Genomic DNA, 17,308 nt, shown 5'->3' on the forward strand with positions numbered 1-17,308 from the left:
CCTGCCGAGACTCGTCGACGGTGTTTGCTCGCCTGCTTGGCGCTACCCGCTGTGATGCGCCGAAGCCGCGGGAGTACGTTTTCCGATAGTTATTGCATTGGTCAGGATGATGTGAGCCGCCGTGCGTCGGCTACGAGTTGACCGGAACACCTGCGACCTTCGCGAAGATTTCCGCGAACTTGTCGGTCGCTGGCACCGACGCAGTCCAGTAAGTAGTCCAGCGGATGCCCTTCAGATTTCGAATGAGTGCAGCGATATCCTCTCTTGGCACATCGAGCATGTACAGCTTTCTCAGCGTTTCCTCGCGCGGCCGCTTGCCCGCGGCCAATGGCCCGGCCCTGAGCAGATAGACCTTGCTCGCGTCGTCGAAATACTCCGGGCAATGCGTTCTGATGTTGACCCTATGCTCTCTGACAACAGCTATCTTCATTTCGAGCGGAATTGAAGCTGGAATGATGACATTCAGCTTCGCAAGTAAGTCGCGAAGCACGAAAGCTGGGCCAGCCGTTGATTCGCCGAGCCCCAGCTCTTCCCGAACCTTCTGCTCATCATCGTCTGTCAGGCGTACCTTGAAATCACCCGCATTTTTGTGATTTCCGAGGAGCTTGCACCGTATCATCCGTTGCGTGCGAGCGAGCAGTATGAATAGCTCGAGCTGTCCCCAAACAATCTTGCCCGACGAATCCGTTTTCATGAACAGCAGGAAGGTGAACTTGCCGACGCCATCCGTAAGCGTAAAGGCAATGGAAGGCTCGTGCCGCTTGACCGCCTCCAGAAATGCGGGGTGTAGCCCGGTAAAATTGAATTCAGTTGCCAACTTTTTTCCTCTTGGCTTGTGCGTGGTTTATCAACATTGGCGCTTAGTCGGAAGTTTGCGCGAGGTTGCCGGTCATCACTGGCGCGGGACTGGGTCCAGGCGGCTCTCATCACCGGGCTTCGCACCAGCGAATCGCGCCTTGCTTCAGCCAGAAATGTGAGCGGCAGCCGACTGTGCGGTCAACGGACGGAGACAGGCTCGGAAGGCGTCTGTTTTCTTGCGTGAGAGCCCACCGCGGACGTTGCCCTTCAATCATCGGCAACTGGATGCTATCCCCGCATCCACACGGACAGCGGAGGGCAGCTAGCCAGTAATGGCCGTTCTCGCCGACCACATACAGCTTGTTGCCCTGAAGTTCATCGGGCAGGTCGTCAACGACGGCCACCGTGTATCGACCGAGCCAGCCGTCAATACAAGCAAGAGCGCAGTTCCAGAATCGAGACAGTAGGTTTGCCATTTTAGAGGTCCATGATTCCGAGGAGCGGCTCGCTAGCGCCGAATCCGATGCGTTTCGCGAATGCAACGCACCGTTCGCCGTCGCCTTGATGACTGCTCGCGAGCGGGTCTGACAGGCTGATACGCCGCTGTGCGAATTCGGCGTTCGGGTCCACGCGATACGGCGCTAGGCGTGCAAGCAGTTCGTTGACTGCGTACGCGGCAACCAGCATGTTGAGCGAGATAACGGCAGGACGGTCAACTTCTGCACCCTTAACATAGCCGGCCTTCACCATTTCGCTGTATCGCTCAGGTTCGTGCTTTTTCATGAAGGCCGCGTTGAGGTCCGTCTGGGTGTAGACGCCGCGGCTCATCAGGCTTGAGCCGCCCGGCAGCACTGTGTGGATGGCACCGGTCACCTGGTCGACATTACCCTTGCCATCCGCATCGACGCGGACGCCCATGTCGATGAGCGGAATCAGGAAGTGCGAGGCGATTTTGTTGAGGACATGTCGACCATCTACCGAGTCCGTGCAGCCGAACAGAATGTCGCACTCGCCGAGCGTGAGAATCGTATCGCGGTCGCTGATGTCGTTGGGAAGCGGGCATACCTTCGTGCCGAGGTCCATCTCCAGAATGGCTTCGTGAACCCGCTCGACCTTCAGGCGCTTTTTGTCCGCGTCTGAACCGCGCGCATTCAGGACGCGATTGAGATTCTTTCGCTCGAGGTGGTCCGGGTCGACTGGTACCAGTTCGCCAACGCAATTACGCGCCAGTTGCTCAAGAACGATACTGCCTGTGCCAGAGGCGCCGACCACGCCGATGCGCAGCTGTCGTAATGTTCGATATGTCCCTTCACCAAAGGTTTGGATGAGGCGTATTGCGTGCTCAGGCGGTTCCGACTCCTCGAGGCCATCGTCGCCACGCCGGCAGAACTCGAAATCGTCCCCAGCGATGCGAAAGAGGTCGATAGGTTCGCCGAGAACGCCGTCACGGACGTGGCGGCCAAAAAACCGCCCGTCGGGGAGCATCACGACGCTCGCTCGCGCGTCGTGATTGTCGAGAATGTTGTCGACGGCGGAGAAAAAGGACTGGTCGGACTCGTCGTCGTATCGCGAGAATTCCGGATACCCCCCGGGGTGGCTGTGAAACTTGACCACCGTCAGGTTCTTTTTCATCGCGCTGTTAGCGCAGGAAGCACCGCCTCGACGGACCAGGCGACTGCGTCAGGTCCGCGTACACGGCACGCATCGTACGGAACCAGCACTACTTCGTGCACAAAGAGCTGGCTGCGCCGCACGCCCACCGCCTGGCCACACAGGGCGATGGCGACCGCCTCCTTTCCGTCGCCAGGAAAGAGGTGTTGGCGCAGCCACGCGCGGTGCTTGCCGGACATAGCCAGCACCGAAAGCCGGTCATCCGTGGTCATTTCGATAGCTCCGCGCGCAGAAAATCGTCAACCAGCATGAGGTGGGTCCCCACGTTGTCGATGCCCTGACGCCACGAACTATTTGCCGTGCGGTGGCGCGACCAGCCCTGCCAAGACTTGCCCTCGAAGTCATTGGTCACGAGCGAGCGGATTGATTTGCCGTCGTTCCGCGCGAGCGCCGGATAGAAATACACCATGTCAATCTGGGTATCCGGGTAGCCGTGAGGCAGAATCACGAACATGTCGACTTTCGTTGGCGTGAATCCGTGCGGGGGCTCGAAGCCGCGCACCACAATGCGTTTAACTTCAGACTGCGTGATAGCTTCCCAGGTGTAGCCCTTGCCATTAAGGAACTCGGCGTCCTCTCCCAGCACCGTAAAGTCCGCGCGGACCGGCCCTTCCCCCTCCTGTACTTCTTTCGGGATGGTCGCGAAGCGCTCCACGCCGCGGGTCGTGAAATCCACGGTCTCGTTCGGCGCGACCGGGCGCATCTGCCCGTGGATTTTTTCCGACAGCAGGTAGCCGACGCTCGTCTTGCCGGCCAGACCCAGAATCTGCTCGCCGGTCATGTGCGGCACGTCGACGACGTAGTATTGCTTGTCGATGCGAATCCGGTACTTGTGGCCGTGGGGAACCGGCTGCTTTTCGCGGACGAAGACTTCCACGTCAATGATTTCAATGATTGCCTCGCCGTCAGGGCCGGTCGCCCCGACGATGATGGTTTCTTCAATGCGTTGCTCGTTTGCAGACATCTCAAACTCCGTTGCGTCGGATTGACAGGCGCCACAGGGCGATGTTGACGGCCAGCCAGCCAGGTGCCAGACTCCGTCTTACATGTGAGACAGTCTGGCACTGCGCGTTTCTCATGTCAAACAGATTTTGTTGCACATATAAGACAGGAGAGCAATGGAACACGTGAAAATGGATGTGCTCGCCGAGCACATCCTTCGTCGCCGAGACGGTCGTGGTATTCGAGAGGCAGCCAAGGAAGTCGGCATTAGTCCAGCCACCCTTTCCCGGGTAGAGAACAGAAAAGTCCCGGACCTGGAAACCTTCGGGAAGATTTGCGCGTGGCTCGGAGAGGACCCTGCAACCTTCCTTGGCTTGGTGCAGGCATCCTCATCGGCGCCACGCGCTCAGGTTCATTTCAAGAAGGAAGCGGCAATACGCGCTGACAGTGCGAAGGCATTGAGCGAGATGATTGTGCTCGCTCAGGAGGCCCTCCTAAAGGAAGAGGTCTGAGCATACTGTGCAGCGTGGATACAAAGCTTGGTGCGAGCGGTTTTCAGCCGACACTCGCGGCGAACTTGGTTTGCCCTCAACCGCGCCGCTCGGTGCACGACAACTGGCGTCTCACCTAGGAATTCGTGTCTGGACGCCCGACGACGTCCCCGGCTTGCCACCCGAAACCAGAAAAGTGCTTCTGCGCAATGACGGCACGCCGAGCTGCTGGTCTGCAGTCACGCTTGTCGTCGAGGATAAAACGCTGGTCATCCTGAACTCGTCGCATTCACGAGCGCGACAGGCGAGCGACCTCATGCACGAACTAGCGCATCGCATCCGTAATCACGAGCCGGAAGAGATGAGCATATCCTCCGAAGGCTTGATGTTGCTGAAGGCATACGACAAGGAGCAGGAGGAGGAGGCGGACTGGCTGGCAGGCGTGCTGCTGTTGCCGCGAGATGCCCTTGTCCATATCCGACGCCAAGGGTTGTCCGACGAAGAGGTCGTCGCGGAATACGGCGCGAGTAAGAGGATGTACACCTATCGCGTGTCGATGACCGGTGTGAACAGGCAGTTCCGGTGAAGCTAGGGCGACCATTGCCTAATCCCTCCGAGTCGCAAAGTTCGCACCGTGATGACGCTCACGGTGACAGTTCGGGCAGAGCGCAATCGCGTTCTCAACAGTATCGTCACCTCCATCAGCCAACGGACGGTGGTGATGCACCTCTAAGTACGGTCTGCCGTCAATTCGCTTAAACGGAGCCGGGCGTCGACAGCTTTCGCAGATTCCGTCAGCGCGGAAGAGCACTTCGGCGATAACGTCCGGGTTTCTTCGAAACGCCCGGGTAACGACTGCTATCTGCTCCGGTTTGTGGTTGGCGACGGAAAGCCGTTGCCGCCTGTCTTCAACATCTCCCAGCAAGGAATGCTCGACTGCTCTGTCAAGGTTTTCAGATATCGGTTCATGGACAACCATTCCCCCCAAGCACCGTCGTGAAGTCATCGTGGACAGTGTGAAGCGCGGATTCTGGTCCCTTGGTCTTGCCCTACAAATAGACGATGTGGGAAAGAAATGCGTCCAATGCCACTGATAACTGGCCCGGGCCGAGGTTCGCAATATCAGCAAGATACAAACGCCACGCGTCAGCGGCGATGGTCGTTCCAAAACGCTGTGTTCCACGTCGCATTGCAAGGTAGCTGCCGATATAGCCCTGCGCTGCCCGGGGTGACATCTCTGGGAACTCTTCGCGTAATGCTCGCTCGGCGAACGGCGCTTTTAGGTTGCCGGCGTCCACAGAACGCGCTAACTCCAAGGCGCGTTGAAAGGCGGCAAACGGGACCTTGTATCTGGGCATGTTGTAAGAGGGCTTATGGCAAAAGACTAAACCGGTTGTTCTTAGTGCAACGTTGAGTTGCCGTCGTTCTCGCGAAATCCGTCTGTGACGCCCATGCAATACACGACACCTATGCGCGCGGCAGAAGCTCGAGGAAATGGCCCTCCTGGTACGCGCATGACCTCTCCAGTGGGAGAAATGGGGGGAAGGTCTGAAGGGCCGACGATACGGCACGAGACATCTGCTTCGTCAGACGAAACCGAGAACACTTGCACCTGAATCTCGAGTCCGAGGTATGTGTCAGTGAACGTCTCCATACACGTTCTCATCGCACGCGGTTCTGAACATCGTAGCACTCTGTCGAAGGCCTTCGTCCGCATTGAGGTGAGACCCGGCAGTCGTGCTGCGTGCACAACGAATATTCGAGATGGCCGAACTCAGCTAGCGCCCTCTCTCGCAGAGACTTCTTATACAGATGTCCGACCAGTCGCGCGGCTGCACCGCTGAACGCGGCAGCGCAATGTATACCTCGATACAGGGGGGATGATTTCGCTTTGGCGAGCGATGTCCGGAAATCAGACCGCACGCGTGGGAGATTCGGCTGCAAATTTTTTTCCAGTCGAACCTTGCCTGCCGGAACAGCGGGAGGAAGGCACCGGTTCATGTGCGACAGGTGCGTGGGGTGAGGAGCTCAAGATGTCTGTGTGCCCACGCGTAACGCGCCCTTCGGCAGCGCGAGCAGCACGGTCAGACCACCGACGACCATGCCTGTCGCGACAATCTAGATGCCCTTCGAGAGGCTGCCGGTTTGCGTCTTGATGAAGCCCAGAGGAGAGAGCGGAAGAATTGTTCTTCGACCGTAGTTGCGCCCTGCTGCAATAGGCCTTGAAGATGCTGATTGGCTATTTTCACCAAAATCCTATTTAACTGCCGGCTCCCTGCCGTTGGTTACCGCGTTTTCCGAGATGCTGACAGATTTACTCAACAAGCCGTGAGGCCACAATTTCCTGATATTGTGCGTTGTGGAAGATAATGTAACGCTGACGCGCAGCGAGAGATGCGACGGGGGCCGCCCGCGTGGCTCATTTCATGGGCCCGTCAGGGCGTGGAAAATGCGAATCTCCGGCACAAGGCGTACGTAATATGGGGGCGATTTGAATCACACGACCTTTGGGCACTTGGATGGCCCGAGTTGGGAGCGTATGTGCCGGGCGGCTTTCGTTCTTAAGTACGGAGACCGGTATCAGCATATGCCCGCGTCCCCTGGCGACTACGGAATTGAAGGCTGGACCGCTGACGGCCACGCCTTTCAATGTTACTGCCCAGAAAAGAACTACACGCAGACCGAACTGCACGAGGCTGTCAGGGACAAGATAACGACCGATATACCCAAGCTCAAACGCTACGAGAAAGAAATCAAGGCTCGAATCGGCGAGACCAGGATTCACTCGTGGCTCTTCGTTACGCCCGTCATCCCTCACAACGATATTCACAAACACGCTCGGAAGAAAGAGGCGGAAGCGCGTAAGTGGGAGTGCAACATCCTTGATTCGAATTTTTCGATATTCATTCAAGATGTTGAGCATTACGCAACCCAATTCGAAGAGTCTCGTCGTAGCCAAGGAGCCAAGCTGGAGCTTGGTCCCAAGCTACCGCCCACGATGGTGCTACCGGAGGCCCCGGAGGCGTTTCAACTGCTCGTTGACCGCAAAAATCGAGTTCGACTGCAAAGCAAGGCCGACCGCCCGGGCTTTGAGCGCAGCCTTAGAGCGTTGAACGATACCACCGAGCGCAAGTTCGTCGAATGCGACATACGCCTGTCCGCTATTGAGAAGGTCTCTCCGCAAGCCTATCAGCACATTGTTCATGTCATCGGTCGCTATGCGGAGGAGATGACTGAGCTCCAGTTCACGTGGTCTGATGAACCACAAAAGCTCATTGACCGTATCAAAGCGGAACTGAGCCAGCGGCTTGCGAATGAGTCGAAGACGGCCATCAGCGTCGCAGACGCGTTGCATCTCGCAGACCTTATGGTGTCCCGCTGGTTAGCGGTCTGTCAGCTCGACTTCAGCGAGTCCGAATAGCCATGACATCCCTCGCATTCACTGTTCGCCCATCGGTCGTCATCCCGGAACATCGCCCGCTTTACAAGATTGTCCAGATTCTTCTGGTGCTCCAGATGGCTTCGTACGGAAAGAAGTCGAGCATGGTCCGTTTGCAGATGTTCAACTGGGTCCTCAAGAGCGCTCCGCGTCGGCAGAAATTGGCGGCGGCGGCCACGAAAGGCGGACTGGATTTCCCAGCCTGGGGCTTTGACCCAGCACTGGATACTGCAGTCTCCCTGGCAAGGGCAGATGGACTAGTCGAGCCTACCTCAACGGGGGTGAAGCTGACCGCGAAGGGAGCGCAACTATGTGCTGCCGTCGTCGCCGAGGAGCTGTATGCCGAGGACCGAGGCTTCCTGGCAACGTTGAAGACTTCGATTACCGAAAAGATGGTTGAAATTATCGTTAACAGGTGGGTATAAGCATGTTCATCAGCGCGGCGGAGGTAAGAATCAATAGCAACGGCGAGCGCTTTGGATTCAGGTGCGAGTTCAAGGGTGGCCTCAATGTCATCCGAGGCAACAACTCATCTGGGAAAAGTACCCTCGTCAACACGCTGATGTACGGTCTGGGCCTCGAGGAGCTCGTTGGAATGAAGGGGGAGCGGGCGCTTACGTCAGCCGTCCGAGACAGTTTCCAGTACGACGGGCAAGTACGACAAATCGACGAATCGGCAGTGCTGGTGGAGGTGCGTAATGCAGCCGGTCGCGTCGTGACGTTCCGCCGACCCATCAAGAACGTGAATAAGGGGACGAAGCTCGTCGAAGTCTTCGACGCAGCGGTGCTCACGCAACCTTCGACGGCCACGAGAGCGCCGCTCCCGCTGTACTTGCACGATAGAGGCGCGGCGCAAGATGAACAGGGCTTTCTGAACTATTTTGAGCGCTTTATCGGAATGCAACTGCCGCGTGTACAGTCCTCGAATGGAGGACTGACACGGCTTTACCCACAGGTCGTAGCCGCTGCGCTCTTTATTGAGCAAAAGCGCGGCTGGACTGACTACATCGCGAACATTCCCTTCTATCAAATACTCTCTGCGCCGACGCGTGTGGTGCAGTATCTCCTCGGATTGGACAACTTCCGGCTGGAAGAGGAAAAGGCGAAGAACCAGCAGCTCATCGCATCGCTTCAGTTTCAATGGGCTAATGCATACGCCGAATTTCATGGCAGTCTGCGCTCGACGGGCGTGGCGGTGAGAGGTGTGCCGAAGGTACTCAACAAGGAGTTCAAGGCAGACGATGCCTCGTTGTGGGTGCAATTCGATGGGCAAGATGTTCCGATACAGACAGCAATCTCGGCGAAGCTCCAGGAATGGCACGATATTGATGCGAAACGAAGAGCCGGCCCAACATCAGCATCGCCGGATGTCATCCGTCTTCTTGACATGGAAACGAAGAAGCTCGAGGTCGCGCTGGCTCAATATGAGGAACTGGCAACAGAGGAGCGCCTGCGGAAAGCGACTCTTGCTGAGCTTCGAGAGCTATTTGCAGAAGCAGATTCGGACCTGAAAAAGAACAAGACAACTCGCAAGCTGCGAGAGCTTGGCGCCGCGATGGAACTTGCTACGTCAAAGGAGGAATGCCCCACATGTGGCTCTCCGACCGCAACCCTGGCAGGGCGCGCCGAAGGCATTCAGCCCATGGACCTAGACGCGAATGTCGAGTACCTGGAAGCGCAGGTTCGTATGCTCCGTCGACAAATTGCTGGGCTGTCGAGCGACCTTGAGGAGAGCGGCGCAGTCTTGAAGCAGCTGGAGGCTGTCATCTCCGAGCAGCGTGCCTATGTCGTCAGTATCCGGCGCAGTACCTCTCAGTCGGATGCAGTCCTCGAAGCTGCGGTCAGAAAGCAGGTAATCCTGGAGCGCGAAATCAAGGAATATGAGGCTGCTCAGTCACGGCTGTCCACCTTCCTTGAGGAAGGGCCAGAGTTGGCTCGCCGTTTGGATGTGGCGGAGAAGGCGAAGAAGGACTTCCCTCATGACCTCTGTTCTCAACGCGACAGGACAAAGATTTCCATCCTGGAAAAGCACTTCCGGGCTAACGCATCATCATTCGAATACAGTAGCGCGAACCCGTCCGACATCCGCATCAATCCTGAAACGCTGTTGCCGGCACTGGACGATTTGACCCTTCGTGTGATGTTTCGCAGGGATATGAAGTCGGAGTCGTCGGCCAGCGACTTTGTGCGTCTAATCTGGGCGTACCTTATCGCTATCTATCAGGCCTCGCACCAACTGGGCTATGAAGGCAACCACCCCGGCGTGCTTCTGTTCGACGAACCTGGTCAGCATTCGATGAGTACGTATAGTCAGAAGGCGCTGATGCAGATTTTGAGTGGCGAGAAACAACTCCAGAGCATCGTCGCCGCTTCGTTCGACGATAGCGACGCGCTCTTCACGGAAGTCACCGAGGGAAGTAAATTTCATCTCATCCAACTCCCTCAGAAGGTTGTCGGACCGCTTGCTCACCATGGCGTCTTGTAGTCGCACGGCGTCGCCCGTACGCGGTCAGCAACCAGCTTGCGGTGATTCTGGCCAAGGGTTGTGGACCGCGTAAATCTCGGTGTACTTCTTCCACAGCGTGTCGAAGGCGGCCTTGCTCGCCGCAGTGCCAATTCCAGCTTTGTCGCATGCAGAGCACGCCAGCAGTATCCCAGCGCTGGCGCTCAGCGAAGCAGCCAGCGCTTTCTCTTTCAGTGGTCGGAAGTCCGCGTAGAGGCCTCCGGTCGGTGTACGGCTGATGAAGTCGTCAACGGAGGAGAGAGACGGGTGCGCCGCGTGGTGCGACAGGTGTCGATAGATTCCATCATATGCGGCGAGAGCGTTGCCTCGCCGCGCGAACTCGCGAATGTCTATCGCGCTCAGGCCCTTCGACTCGGCTAGAAATGTGGCCAGAATATCTTTGTATGAGTCGACTTCGGGATAGCTCGAATGCATGATTGCATTTGCATGTTTGACCCTTGTCGCTCTGTCGTGTCCAACCAGTTCCTCAAAGGTGACAGCATCCTCCACTATCGCAAGCATGACGAAAACCGTCTCCATCAGGTTTCGTGAGAGCGACAGTGACTCGACTGTCATGCTGCATTCAGCCAACATGCATGCAGCTTGGTAGTGCGACATACACCGGCAGAAAAACAGCGACACGATGAGTTGCCGACGGTTCTTTGATTTGTCCAGAATCGCCGTAATGGTTGCTGCATGCGCGCCGCACCTATCAGCTAGGTCGAAGACCTCCGGATACTGCGCTCGAAGCTCGCTTCGGGAGTTATCGCAATATTGCTTCGTAAATCCTTCAGCTACGAATGCCATGGCGGGACGCTCTTCCATCGATGTTTTGCTTATAGTCGGGAGACACACGTCGAATATTGCTTCACAAAGGCGACGACGTCGAGTGTCGCCTTCCACTCAACCCGATTTCGTTGCCCGTACAGATACAAGAAGGGTTGCAAGTACGGACGACCGCGCTCGTTATGTGCTATGTCGACACGAATTTTGGATGCGTGAATGATTTTATTGCATGCCTCGCGAAGCGACAGCGGTACGGAGTTTTCTGGCGCCCGCAGGTCCTGAATCAATGTCCCGCACTCCCCTGCAATCTCGTTGAGCACGCGTTCGTTGGCGTCGTCGAGCACCCGCGCAGTAATGGCAACGGCCAGCAAAATTCTTGGTATCTCCGAATCCTCGACTTCCTGCAAAACTAGGATAGGGTCGTGCAACTCCGCGGCATGACGAACCCCGGCTTCGACCAGCTCCGCGAATCCTTTGCTTGCCAGGAAGATTGCCAGCAGTCGATGCAGTTCGAGGAGGGTGTTTGCCGCATCTGGGAGATGACCTGCGCGACCGTGCCCATCATTCGGCGGGATGTATTCAGCCACCATTCGCTCCTATTGCGTGACTAATGTTGCCCGACCAGACGACACGCGCCTAGGAGGCGGCTGGTCGGGTTGGCACAAGTTCCAATCCGGTCTAGGGTAGGCCACGATTAGTCGGGCCAGTCGTCCCAATGGGCGTCGTCCGGATAAATTACGTCATCTCGAAGGACAAAAATTGTATTTGTATCCTCCTCCCGATAGAAGTCCAGCGTCACGTGCGAGTAAGAGATGGATTCGGTCCGGAACAGATTTACTTTTCCGTCTGCGAGAGACACTGGCAAGGCCAGAGGCTGGCCAGCATCGTTGACCATCGCATTCGGAAACAGCACAATGTTCGTACCGTTCTGGCGCTGTGTCGATTTGAACAAGATTCCATCGAACGACGGCTTGGCGACGTGGGAAAGGAACTCCGCCATTGTTTGGGTGATGAGGTAGTCAGATTCATGACCAGGCGTGACGGGCTGCGCAATCAGCGTGTGAAGTATCTTCAAAAAGTTGCGCCGCTTTCGCTGCTTTTGAAAATCCGGTTGGAAATAGCTGAGTGGCTTGCTCGAGTGTGCTGTCTCAAGCCTCGCGAAATCGAGGACACGCAGCGGCCGGCTGGTTCGCAGTTCAATAAGCGCGATGTCATTTCCAATCGCGGGGCGCATCTCTGCCAGGCAGGTTGGCGACTCCAGCGAGCCGTAGAAGACCGAAATTCCTTCCGCGTTCATCCTGCCAGCCCGCGCAAGGTGCGGAGGCGGCGGGCCGATGTGCGCCAACGGGTTATCGACCATCTCGCTTAACAGTGAGGGGCTAGTGACCACCCGTGCTCGAAAGAGTCGAGTACCCGTTCGGAGTGTGCGTACGACCGGTGACCGCGGTTTGCCGGGTAGGTGCATGTGTTCGACATCGGCGAACAGCTCGGCGAAAAAGTTGCGAGCCTTCTCGCTGAAGAAGCGCCGTCTATGCCACACCTCCTGGAGGGTCTCGTGCCACGCAAGTCCGAAGTCCCCTCCGCCTTGCCTGACCTCCTCGTAATCCATCGTTTCGTCCCAGAAGGCCTCTTCGCCATCCCCGGGATTGATGAATTCGGTTTCGATGACCGCGTCGATTATTTCGCTCTGGAAATCGAAATACTGTCCGAGAAAGGTCTGCACCCAGTATTCGAGGGGGTCGCCAAGGCGGCGGTAACTGATGCGGTCGCTGTCGCCGCCGCCGAAGTCCGGTACCTCACGGCCCCAACCGAGGTTGTCGCGCATAACGGGCTCTAGCCATTCGGCAAGTTGTTCGACGGATATGCCCTCGCGCCGTTCCTGGCAGACTCTGCACTCGTCAACGTCCCCCTCGCGTTGTACTCTTTCATGGAGGACGGAATCTTCAAAGCATTCGTAGCAGATGTGGTCAGGCAAGATAATTCCTTGATGTTCCGTGGCGTCGACGAAATGCAGCGCCTGCGCAGAATAATACGAGGCGTCCGTCCGTAGGGTTGTCGATACGACTCTCTGTTCGCAATGATGTGCGCGGGCCGTTACATGCCGGTGAGCCTGCCTTCATCGACGCCGAACATGTAGCAATGCCCGGCTAGTGTTCGGGCATACTTTCTTCGTTTCCCAAGATTGGACTCGAGAAGCGCGGCGGCCTGCGGTGCAGGCGGAAAACTGACGCCGGCATGATTACCCATCACGCAGGTACCTTATGCAACGTATAAAGACGCCGAATATTCGAACCTTCGACATGAAACTCGTCGATGACTTGTTTGAGATGAATGGCGGGTATGTGCTCGATTTCTCCGACCGAACCATGGGCATATTCTTCCTGGAAGAGCTCAATGTCGACATCGACGACCCAGCCTACCTTGATAACGGTAAGTCTAAAGCGAAGCGCTTGAGGTGCTTTTTGAACAAGGTCGACTTGGCGACCGCCATCAAGACGCTCAAGGCTCTATGGAAATATCGCGAAGCCGTTCGGCAGTCGCAGGGTCGGGACGACTGGGTAGTCAATGCCGAAGGACGTTTTTTTTCCCTGATTAACCGTCTCGAGGGCAAGCCGGAGGACACCTTCGGTGCAAATCCACCTCCCAAGCCTGCGCTGGACGTTCAACGAATCGTGAGACTCAAGAACAAGCTTCTTGAGTTGTCGTCACTGCCTCCTCATCCGCGAGGTTACGCGTTTGAGGCGTGGCTCAAGGAGGCGTTCGACTGCTTCGGCCTGGAAGCCCGAGAGCCGTTTCGCCATCGAGGAGAGCAGATAGACGGCAGCTTCGTGCTGCAAGGCGAGACCTACCTCGTCGAGGCCAAGTGGCAGTCCGAGCCGACAGGAGCGGCCGATTTGCATGCATTCCACGGGAAGCTTGACCAGAAAGCAGCGTGGGCTCGTGGCTTGTTTGTGAGCAACAGTGGATTCACCGCGGACGGGTTAGCCGCCTTCGGTCGCGCTAAGCGCGTCATTTGTATGGACGGACTTGACCTTTTTGACGCGTTGGACAGACAACTGCCTTTGAACCATGTGCTCGAACGTAAGGTTCGACGTGCCGCAGAATCGGGGCTTCCCTTCGAGCGCGTCAGGGACCTTTTCGCGTAACAAAAGGATGAGCGCGAAGAAAGGTGCTGGCTCCTATGCTGCGGTGCCGGAGGCCGCCGACTAGGTCGCTTGCACAACCCGTCTCGCGGCGCCCGAGCATGGGCTTTAATGGCGCACAGCTGAGGCTGATTTTCCGTTAAGGGCACTTTTGCATTAGTTATCCGGCGCTAGCTGTACGCCCGGGGAGCCCATCTGCTTCGACTAGCTCGTCGCGAGCCCCTTATAGCGTGACGGTGCCTGATGCCCGGGGGCGCAAATTGCTTTCACAATCAAGCTATCACGTGGGCACTGTTGTCGTGGGACGCCTTATGGCCATACTCAGGGTACAGACGAAGCATGCATTTTCTTTTTGACTGCGTTGAAGTGGTTCGGGTATGCTCTTAGAAGAGTCATCAATGGGGGTTAGCATACGATGGCCTAATGCGTTCCTTGTCTTAGGGCAAGGAAAGAACGCGGGTTCGATTCCCGCCCCCCCGCCTACTGCAAACGTCTCATCCCCTAGCTGCCGATGACGGACCAAGAAATCTACAATCTCTATTTAGCACAGAGCGAAAATGTGCGGGCTCTTCTCAAGGTAATAGATGGTGTTGTTAGAGATATAAATCACCAAATAAGAAAGGGTGATGATTTTCAGGTGTCAATTAAAACAAAAATGCTTGCTTTGACCTATTCGGCATGGTCGGAGGCGCAATTTGTACAAATTTTATACACGCCACATAGTTTTAATTCGTCTGAAATAAAGAAAATTGGTGAAGAGAAGGAGCGGCAAGGCATTGCTCACGGGTGGAAGTACATGTTGAAACTGGCGTCAACAAAAATTGTTGATGAAGAAGTAAAGAAATTGATTTCAGAGCGTCTAGCTACCCTGATAGGCCTCGTGAATATTTACATTGAGCAGCCTGCTACTATAAGAAACAAGATTGCTCATGGCCAGTGGATACGTGCGCTGAATTCAAAAAATACCAGAGAGAATCCGAAGTTGAGCAGTGCTCTGGCCTCATTGGACCCAGTTTTTATTGAGAAAATGGTTAAGGTCCACCAATGCTTAGGGCGAATCGTTCGCGATTTGGTTCAGTCGCCCAAGAATGGGTTTGACGGCTGGTATGAACGAAATATTGAGAGCCTTGAAAAGTATCTTGAAGATACTGAAGACTGGAACTTGGCATCCAAGAGCGCGGTTCTTACCCGAAAACCAATAACTCGCAAGTCCCAAGCGTGTTGTCAGGAGTCACTTGACGCCGCATAAGTCGGCGATGGTGCCAATTCAGCCGACTCACTTCTGAACCACCGAACGATGAGGTGCTTCGAACGGATGCGTATGGTGGAGTGCGGTTGCACTCGCAACGGGTGAGGGCTGGCGGTTGAAGCCGCGCTGTTCGGCGGGGCTGAGTGAGAAATCTTCGAGACCTGCATTTTTTATTCATGCCGCTGCTTCACTGGCCAAAGTAGAGGTTCAGGTGCAACACCGCCAAGCATTGCATTTGGCACAACCTGCATTCGGGCTGCCAAGCCCTTCCCGTTTCGGGTGCATACACCGCAGCCGCTGGCAGTTTTCAAGCGCCTTGCACGGGCTCACCTTATGCTCGACTGATTAGGTCTCGCATTTGGCTCAAGCTCTACTGTCCGCCGCCCCCTCTCTTGCGCCGTCCCAGGTGCCACCCTGGTCAAATGGCCGTCAGAGATTCCCACGTTAGCTCAGCGCGTCAAACCCGCGATTTAAGATATGGAGCCTCAGGTTCCGGAAGTCGCATATCTGTCACGCCGTTTATGCCTTGTACATATCCGCCCTCCGGCTTCGTCTTCTCGTCCAGTCAAGTCGATGTCCTTCAAACTGTAAGTTCTGCCGTTCAACACGAACGCTTCCTGCTTCGCGTGCCCGGCGATAAGTATTAAGTTATTAAAAAAAGTGACGTTAGAGCACTGACTAGTCGAGTGGTAATGGGTAAAAGAAATCGAAAGCATTTCGTTGGAATCTCGTTTTTCTTGGAAAGAACATGAAGCGAAGCTTGTCTGGTCTCGTCTGCTGTGTCGCGATGTCGCTTTCGGCTTGCGGAGGTGATGCATCGCTAAATGCCGATGGGAAGGGGAAGGCGGTACTCTCTGCTGCCACATTCAGCACCGATACCAGCTTTAGAAAACTGGTCGGTTCAAGCATGAAGCCGCCCATTGCAGTTCGTGGCTTTTACGTTCGCGTGACGCACGAGCACGGCGGTTGGGTATTGGACTCGATATCCAGAAATCAGCTGTCGAGAAATCAACTGCAGGAAATATTTTGGGTTTCGGAAGACCAGCGCGATTGGTATCTGGCCATCCCCAGCGAGGTTGCCTGGTGTGACTCGAAAGCGAGCCAGGATGTTGCGCCCTACACGGTCTGCAATAGCCAACTCGGCAGCTTCAGCAAGCTCGGGGCCATGGTTTCGGTGACGATGAGCCTTGGTGCATCGATGCTTAAGACCAAGCCTTATTCGGTCAATAAGGCCGACGCCGAAAACGTCGTTCATTCAATCCCGGAAGGCGAATTGAACGATGCGTATTTGAAGATGTTCAAGGACGAGCTTGACCAAAGCGCGTTGGCAAAAGCGAAACTCGATGAACAGCGCGAGGAAGAGGAACAAGCGAGATTGCTGGCGAATCAGCGCATTGAGGACAATGCTAGCTCCATGAGAAAGCAGGTTCGAATCGGCACGCAGACGAATTGCGGTCAAGTGTTCGACGTTCGTCTTCCGATGGTGGGGGTGCAGACGATGCACGGTACGCAGTACATCGACATATCGAAGTTGTATGGGCCGGATGTCGATTGCAATTTTGTGAACGGGCTTTATGTCGGTCGATAGCGTCGAAAGCGCTGTATAGAGAAAAGCCCGCTCAAAGGCGGGCTTCATTTTTATTGCGTTGCCAGATGGCGGGTTTCGGGGCTACGGGTGCCGGCATACGCGTCGCCTGAAACTGCAGTGGAAGCAACTCACTTATACTGTATAAATATACAGTTATTTGAATCCGGATGCGGAGAGTGCTCGATAGATGCGAAGCGGGGTTGGGGCCAGCCTTGAACTGTCGGCGCGCGCACGGAGCGAATGACGAGCAAAAAGCTTGGTGCCATTGCAAATTCGAGCAGGCTAAACTGCTTCTAAGGCCGCTCAGCCTTTCTCAGCAAGGCTTTGAGGGAAATCGCTCGTGCGTCACCTGAAGGGTGTGCCGAAGGAAACGTGCGACAACGGTTGGGTGTACACCCGTGGAACGCGGGCATCGGAGACGGTCGATTGCATCGGAAAGATGGTCGAAAGATGTCGCAAACGACACGAGAAGGGTGCACTTCGCGACATCAGTAGCGAAAAAGCACAAACCTGAATAAATCAAGGCCCTAAGGCAAATGCCGAGGGCCTTTTTTCATTTTGGGCGACGTCGGAAACCCCACCGTATGCGCCATTTGGCGGAACCCCCCCGCGTCACAATGGTTGTCGCCTGGATAAAATTGGAATCTGGGGGCGATAAAGAGAGAACAAGTTGGCGCGTTACGGAAATACATTCAAGG

At 55.9% G+C, this 17,308-nt stretch carries 18 protein-coding genes and 1 tRNA gene; 9 read left to right on the top strand and 10 right to left on the bottom strand.

Features of this window, described 5'->3' with window-relative positions:
* Nucleotides 1–130: 130 nt before the first annotated feature.
* The 5 genes from HDG39_RS03185 to HDG39_RS03200 all read right to left on the bottom strand — a co-directional run bounded on the left by HDG39_RS03185 (nucleotide 131) and on the right by HDG39_RS03200 (nucleotide 3,433).
* Nucleotides 131–817: a hypothetical protein gene (locus tag HDG39_RS03185; protein WP_184003148.1), complete on the bottom strand. Its 687-nt coding sequence runs from the start codon at nucleotides 815–817 to the stop codon at nucleotides 131–133.
* Nucleotides 818–926: 109 nt separating this feature from the next.
* On the bottom strand, nucleotides 927–1,274 hold the full coding sequence (locus tag HDG39_RS03190; RefSeq protein ID WP_184003150.1) for a ubiquitination-like system serine protease family protein: 348 nt from the start codon (nucleotides 1,272–1,274) through the stop codon (nucleotides 927–929).
* A 1-nt stretch (nucleotide 1,275) separates the two neighbouring features.
* Complete coding sequence (locus tag HDG39_RS03195) at nucleotides 1,276–2,430, bottom strand: HesA/MoeB/ThiF family protein (protein WP_260327497.1); 1,155 nt, start codon at nucleotides 2,428–2,430, stop codon at nucleotides 1,276–1,278.
* The gene (locus tag HDG39_RS34865) at nucleotides 2,427–2,681 is read right to left on the bottom strand and encodes a hypothetical protein (RefSeq protein ID WP_260327498.1); all 255 of its coding nucleotides are present in this window, start codon (nucleotides 2,679–2,681) and stop codon (nucleotides 2,427–2,429) included. The genes HDG39_RS03195 and HDG39_RS34865 overlap by 4 nt, the downstream gene beginning before the upstream one ends.
* Nucleotides 2,678–3,433, bottom strand: coding sequence for a multiubiquitin domain-containing protein (locus HDG39_RS03200; RefSeq protein ID WP_184003152.1), 756 nt, complete (start codon nucleotides 3,431–3,433; stop codon nucleotides 2,678–2,680). The genes HDG39_RS34865 and HDG39_RS03200 overlap by 4 nt, the downstream gene beginning before the upstream one ends.
* A 154-nt stretch (nucleotides 3,434–3,587) precedes the next feature.
* Here HDG39_RS03200 and HDG39_RS03205 point away from each other — a divergent pair, with 154 nt between their 5' ends.
* The gene (locus HDG39_RS03205) at nucleotides 3,588–3,923 is read left to right on the top strand and encodes a helix-turn-helix domain-containing protein (protein ID WP_176079557.1); all 336 of its coding nucleotides are present in this window, start codon (nucleotides 3,588–3,590) and stop codon (nucleotides 3,921–3,923) included.
* 154 nt (nucleotides 3,924–4,077) lie between these two features.
* The gene (locus tag HDG39_RS03210) at nucleotides 4,078–4,488 is read left to right on the top strand and encodes an ImmA/IrrE family metallo-endopeptidase (protein ID WP_260327499.1); all 411 of its coding nucleotides are present in this window, start codon (nucleotides 4,078–4,080) and stop codon (nucleotides 4,486–4,488) included.
* Between the two features lie 18 nt (nucleotides 4,489–4,506).
* Here the strand turns inward: HDG39_RS03210 and HDG39_RS03215 are convergent, their stop codons facing one another.
* Entirely contained in the window at nucleotides 4,507–4,908 is a 402-nt protein-coding gene (locus HDG39_RS03215) for an HNH endonuclease (protein WP_184003154.1), read from the bottom strand.
* Between the two features lie 43 nt (nucleotides 4,909–4,951).
* The gene (locus HDG39_RS03220) at nucleotides 4,952–5,260 is read right to left on the bottom strand and encodes a hypothetical protein (RefSeq protein ID WP_184003156.1); all 309 of its coding nucleotides are present in this window, start codon (nucleotides 5,258–5,260) and stop codon (nucleotides 4,952–4,954) included.
* Between the two features lie 1,229 nt (nucleotides 5,261–6,489).
* Here HDG39_RS03220 and HDG39_RS03225 point away from each other — a divergent pair.
* The 3 genes from HDG39_RS03225 to HDG39_RS03235 are packed head-to-tail and all read left to right on the top strand — an operon-like array spanning nucleotide 6,490 to nucleotide 9,826.
* Nucleotides 6,490–7,323: a hypothetical protein gene (locus HDG39_RS03225; protein WP_184003158.1), complete on the top strand. Its 834-nt coding sequence runs from the start codon at nucleotides 6,490–6,492 to the stop codon at nucleotides 7,321–7,323.
* A 2-nt stretch (nucleotides 7,324–7,325) separates the two neighbouring features.
* Entirely contained in the window at nucleotides 7,326–7,766 is a 441-nt protein-coding gene (locus HDG39_RS03230) for a hypothetical protein (RefSeq protein ID WP_184003160.1), read from the top strand.
* 2 nt (nucleotides 7,767–7,768) lie between these two features.
* The gene (locus HDG39_RS03235) at nucleotides 7,769–9,826 is read left to right on the top strand and encodes an ATP-binding protein (protein WP_184003162.1); all 2,058 of its coding nucleotides are present in this window, start codon (nucleotides 7,769–7,771) and stop codon (nucleotides 9,824–9,826) included.
* 24 nt (nucleotides 9,827–9,850) lie between these two features.
* Here HDG39_RS03235 and HDG39_RS03240 read toward each other — a convergent pair whose 3' ends face one another.
* The 3 genes from HDG39_RS03240 to HDG39_RS03250 all read right to left on the bottom strand — a co-directional run bounded on the left by HDG39_RS03240 (nucleotide 9,851) and on the right by HDG39_RS03250 (nucleotide 12,605).
* The gene (locus HDG39_RS03240) at nucleotides 9,851–10,669 is read right to left on the bottom strand and encodes a DUF5677 domain-containing protein (protein ID WP_184003164.1); all 819 of its coding nucleotides are present in this window, start codon (nucleotides 10,667–10,669) and stop codon (nucleotides 9,851–9,853) included.
* 11 nt (nucleotides 10,670–10,680) lie between these two features.
* Nucleotides 10,681–11,217 (bottom strand): hypothetical protein, encoded by a 537-nt coding sequence (locus tag HDG39_RS03245; protein WP_184003166.1) that lies wholly within the window; start codon nucleotides 11,215–11,217, stop codon nucleotides 10,681–10,683.
* A 107-nt stretch (nucleotides 11,218–11,324) separates the two neighbouring features.
* On the bottom strand, nucleotides 11,325–12,605 hold the full coding sequence (locus tag HDG39_RS03250; RefSeq protein ID WP_184003168.1) for an RES family NAD+ phosphorylase: 1,281 nt from the start codon (nucleotides 12,603–12,605) through the stop codon (nucleotides 11,325–11,327).
* Nucleotides 12,606–12,930: 325 nt separating this feature from the next.
* Between HDG39_RS03250 and HDG39_RS03255 the strand changes: the two genes are divergently transcribed.
* The 4 genes from HDG39_RS03255 (at nucleotide 12,931) to HDG39_RS03270 (ending at nucleotide 16,610) form a co-directional block, all read left to right on the top strand.
* The gene (locus HDG39_RS03255) at nucleotides 12,931–13,776 is read left to right on the top strand and encodes a restriction endonuclease (protein ID WP_184003170.1); all 846 of its coding nucleotides are present in this window, start codon (nucleotides 12,931–12,933) and stop codon (nucleotides 13,774–13,776) included.
* A 397-nt stretch (nucleotides 13,777–14,173) separates the two neighbouring features.
* Nucleotides 14,174–14,252: transfer RNA gene (locus HDG39_RS03260), tRNA-OTHER, on the top strand.
* Between the two features lie 32 nt (nucleotides 14,253–14,284).
* Nucleotides 14,285–15,022: a hypothetical protein gene (locus HDG39_RS03265; protein ID WP_184003172.1), complete on the top strand. Its 738-nt coding sequence runs from the start codon at nucleotides 14,285–14,287 to the stop codon at nucleotides 15,020–15,022.
* A 748-nt stretch (nucleotides 15,023–15,770) separates the two neighbouring features.
* A complete protein-coding gene (locus HDG39_RS03270) occupies nucleotides 15,771–16,610 on the top strand; it encodes a hypothetical protein (protein WP_184003174.1) in 840 nt (279 codons plus the stop codon).
* The last annotated feature ends 698 nt before the right edge of the window (nucleotides 16,611–17,308 follow it).

Source organism: Paraburkholderia lebeckiae (genome assembly GCF_014201005.1).
Classification (GTDB): Bacteria; Pseudomonadota; Gammaproteobacteria; order Burkholderiales; family Burkholderiaceae; genus Paraburkholderia; species Paraburkholderia tuberum.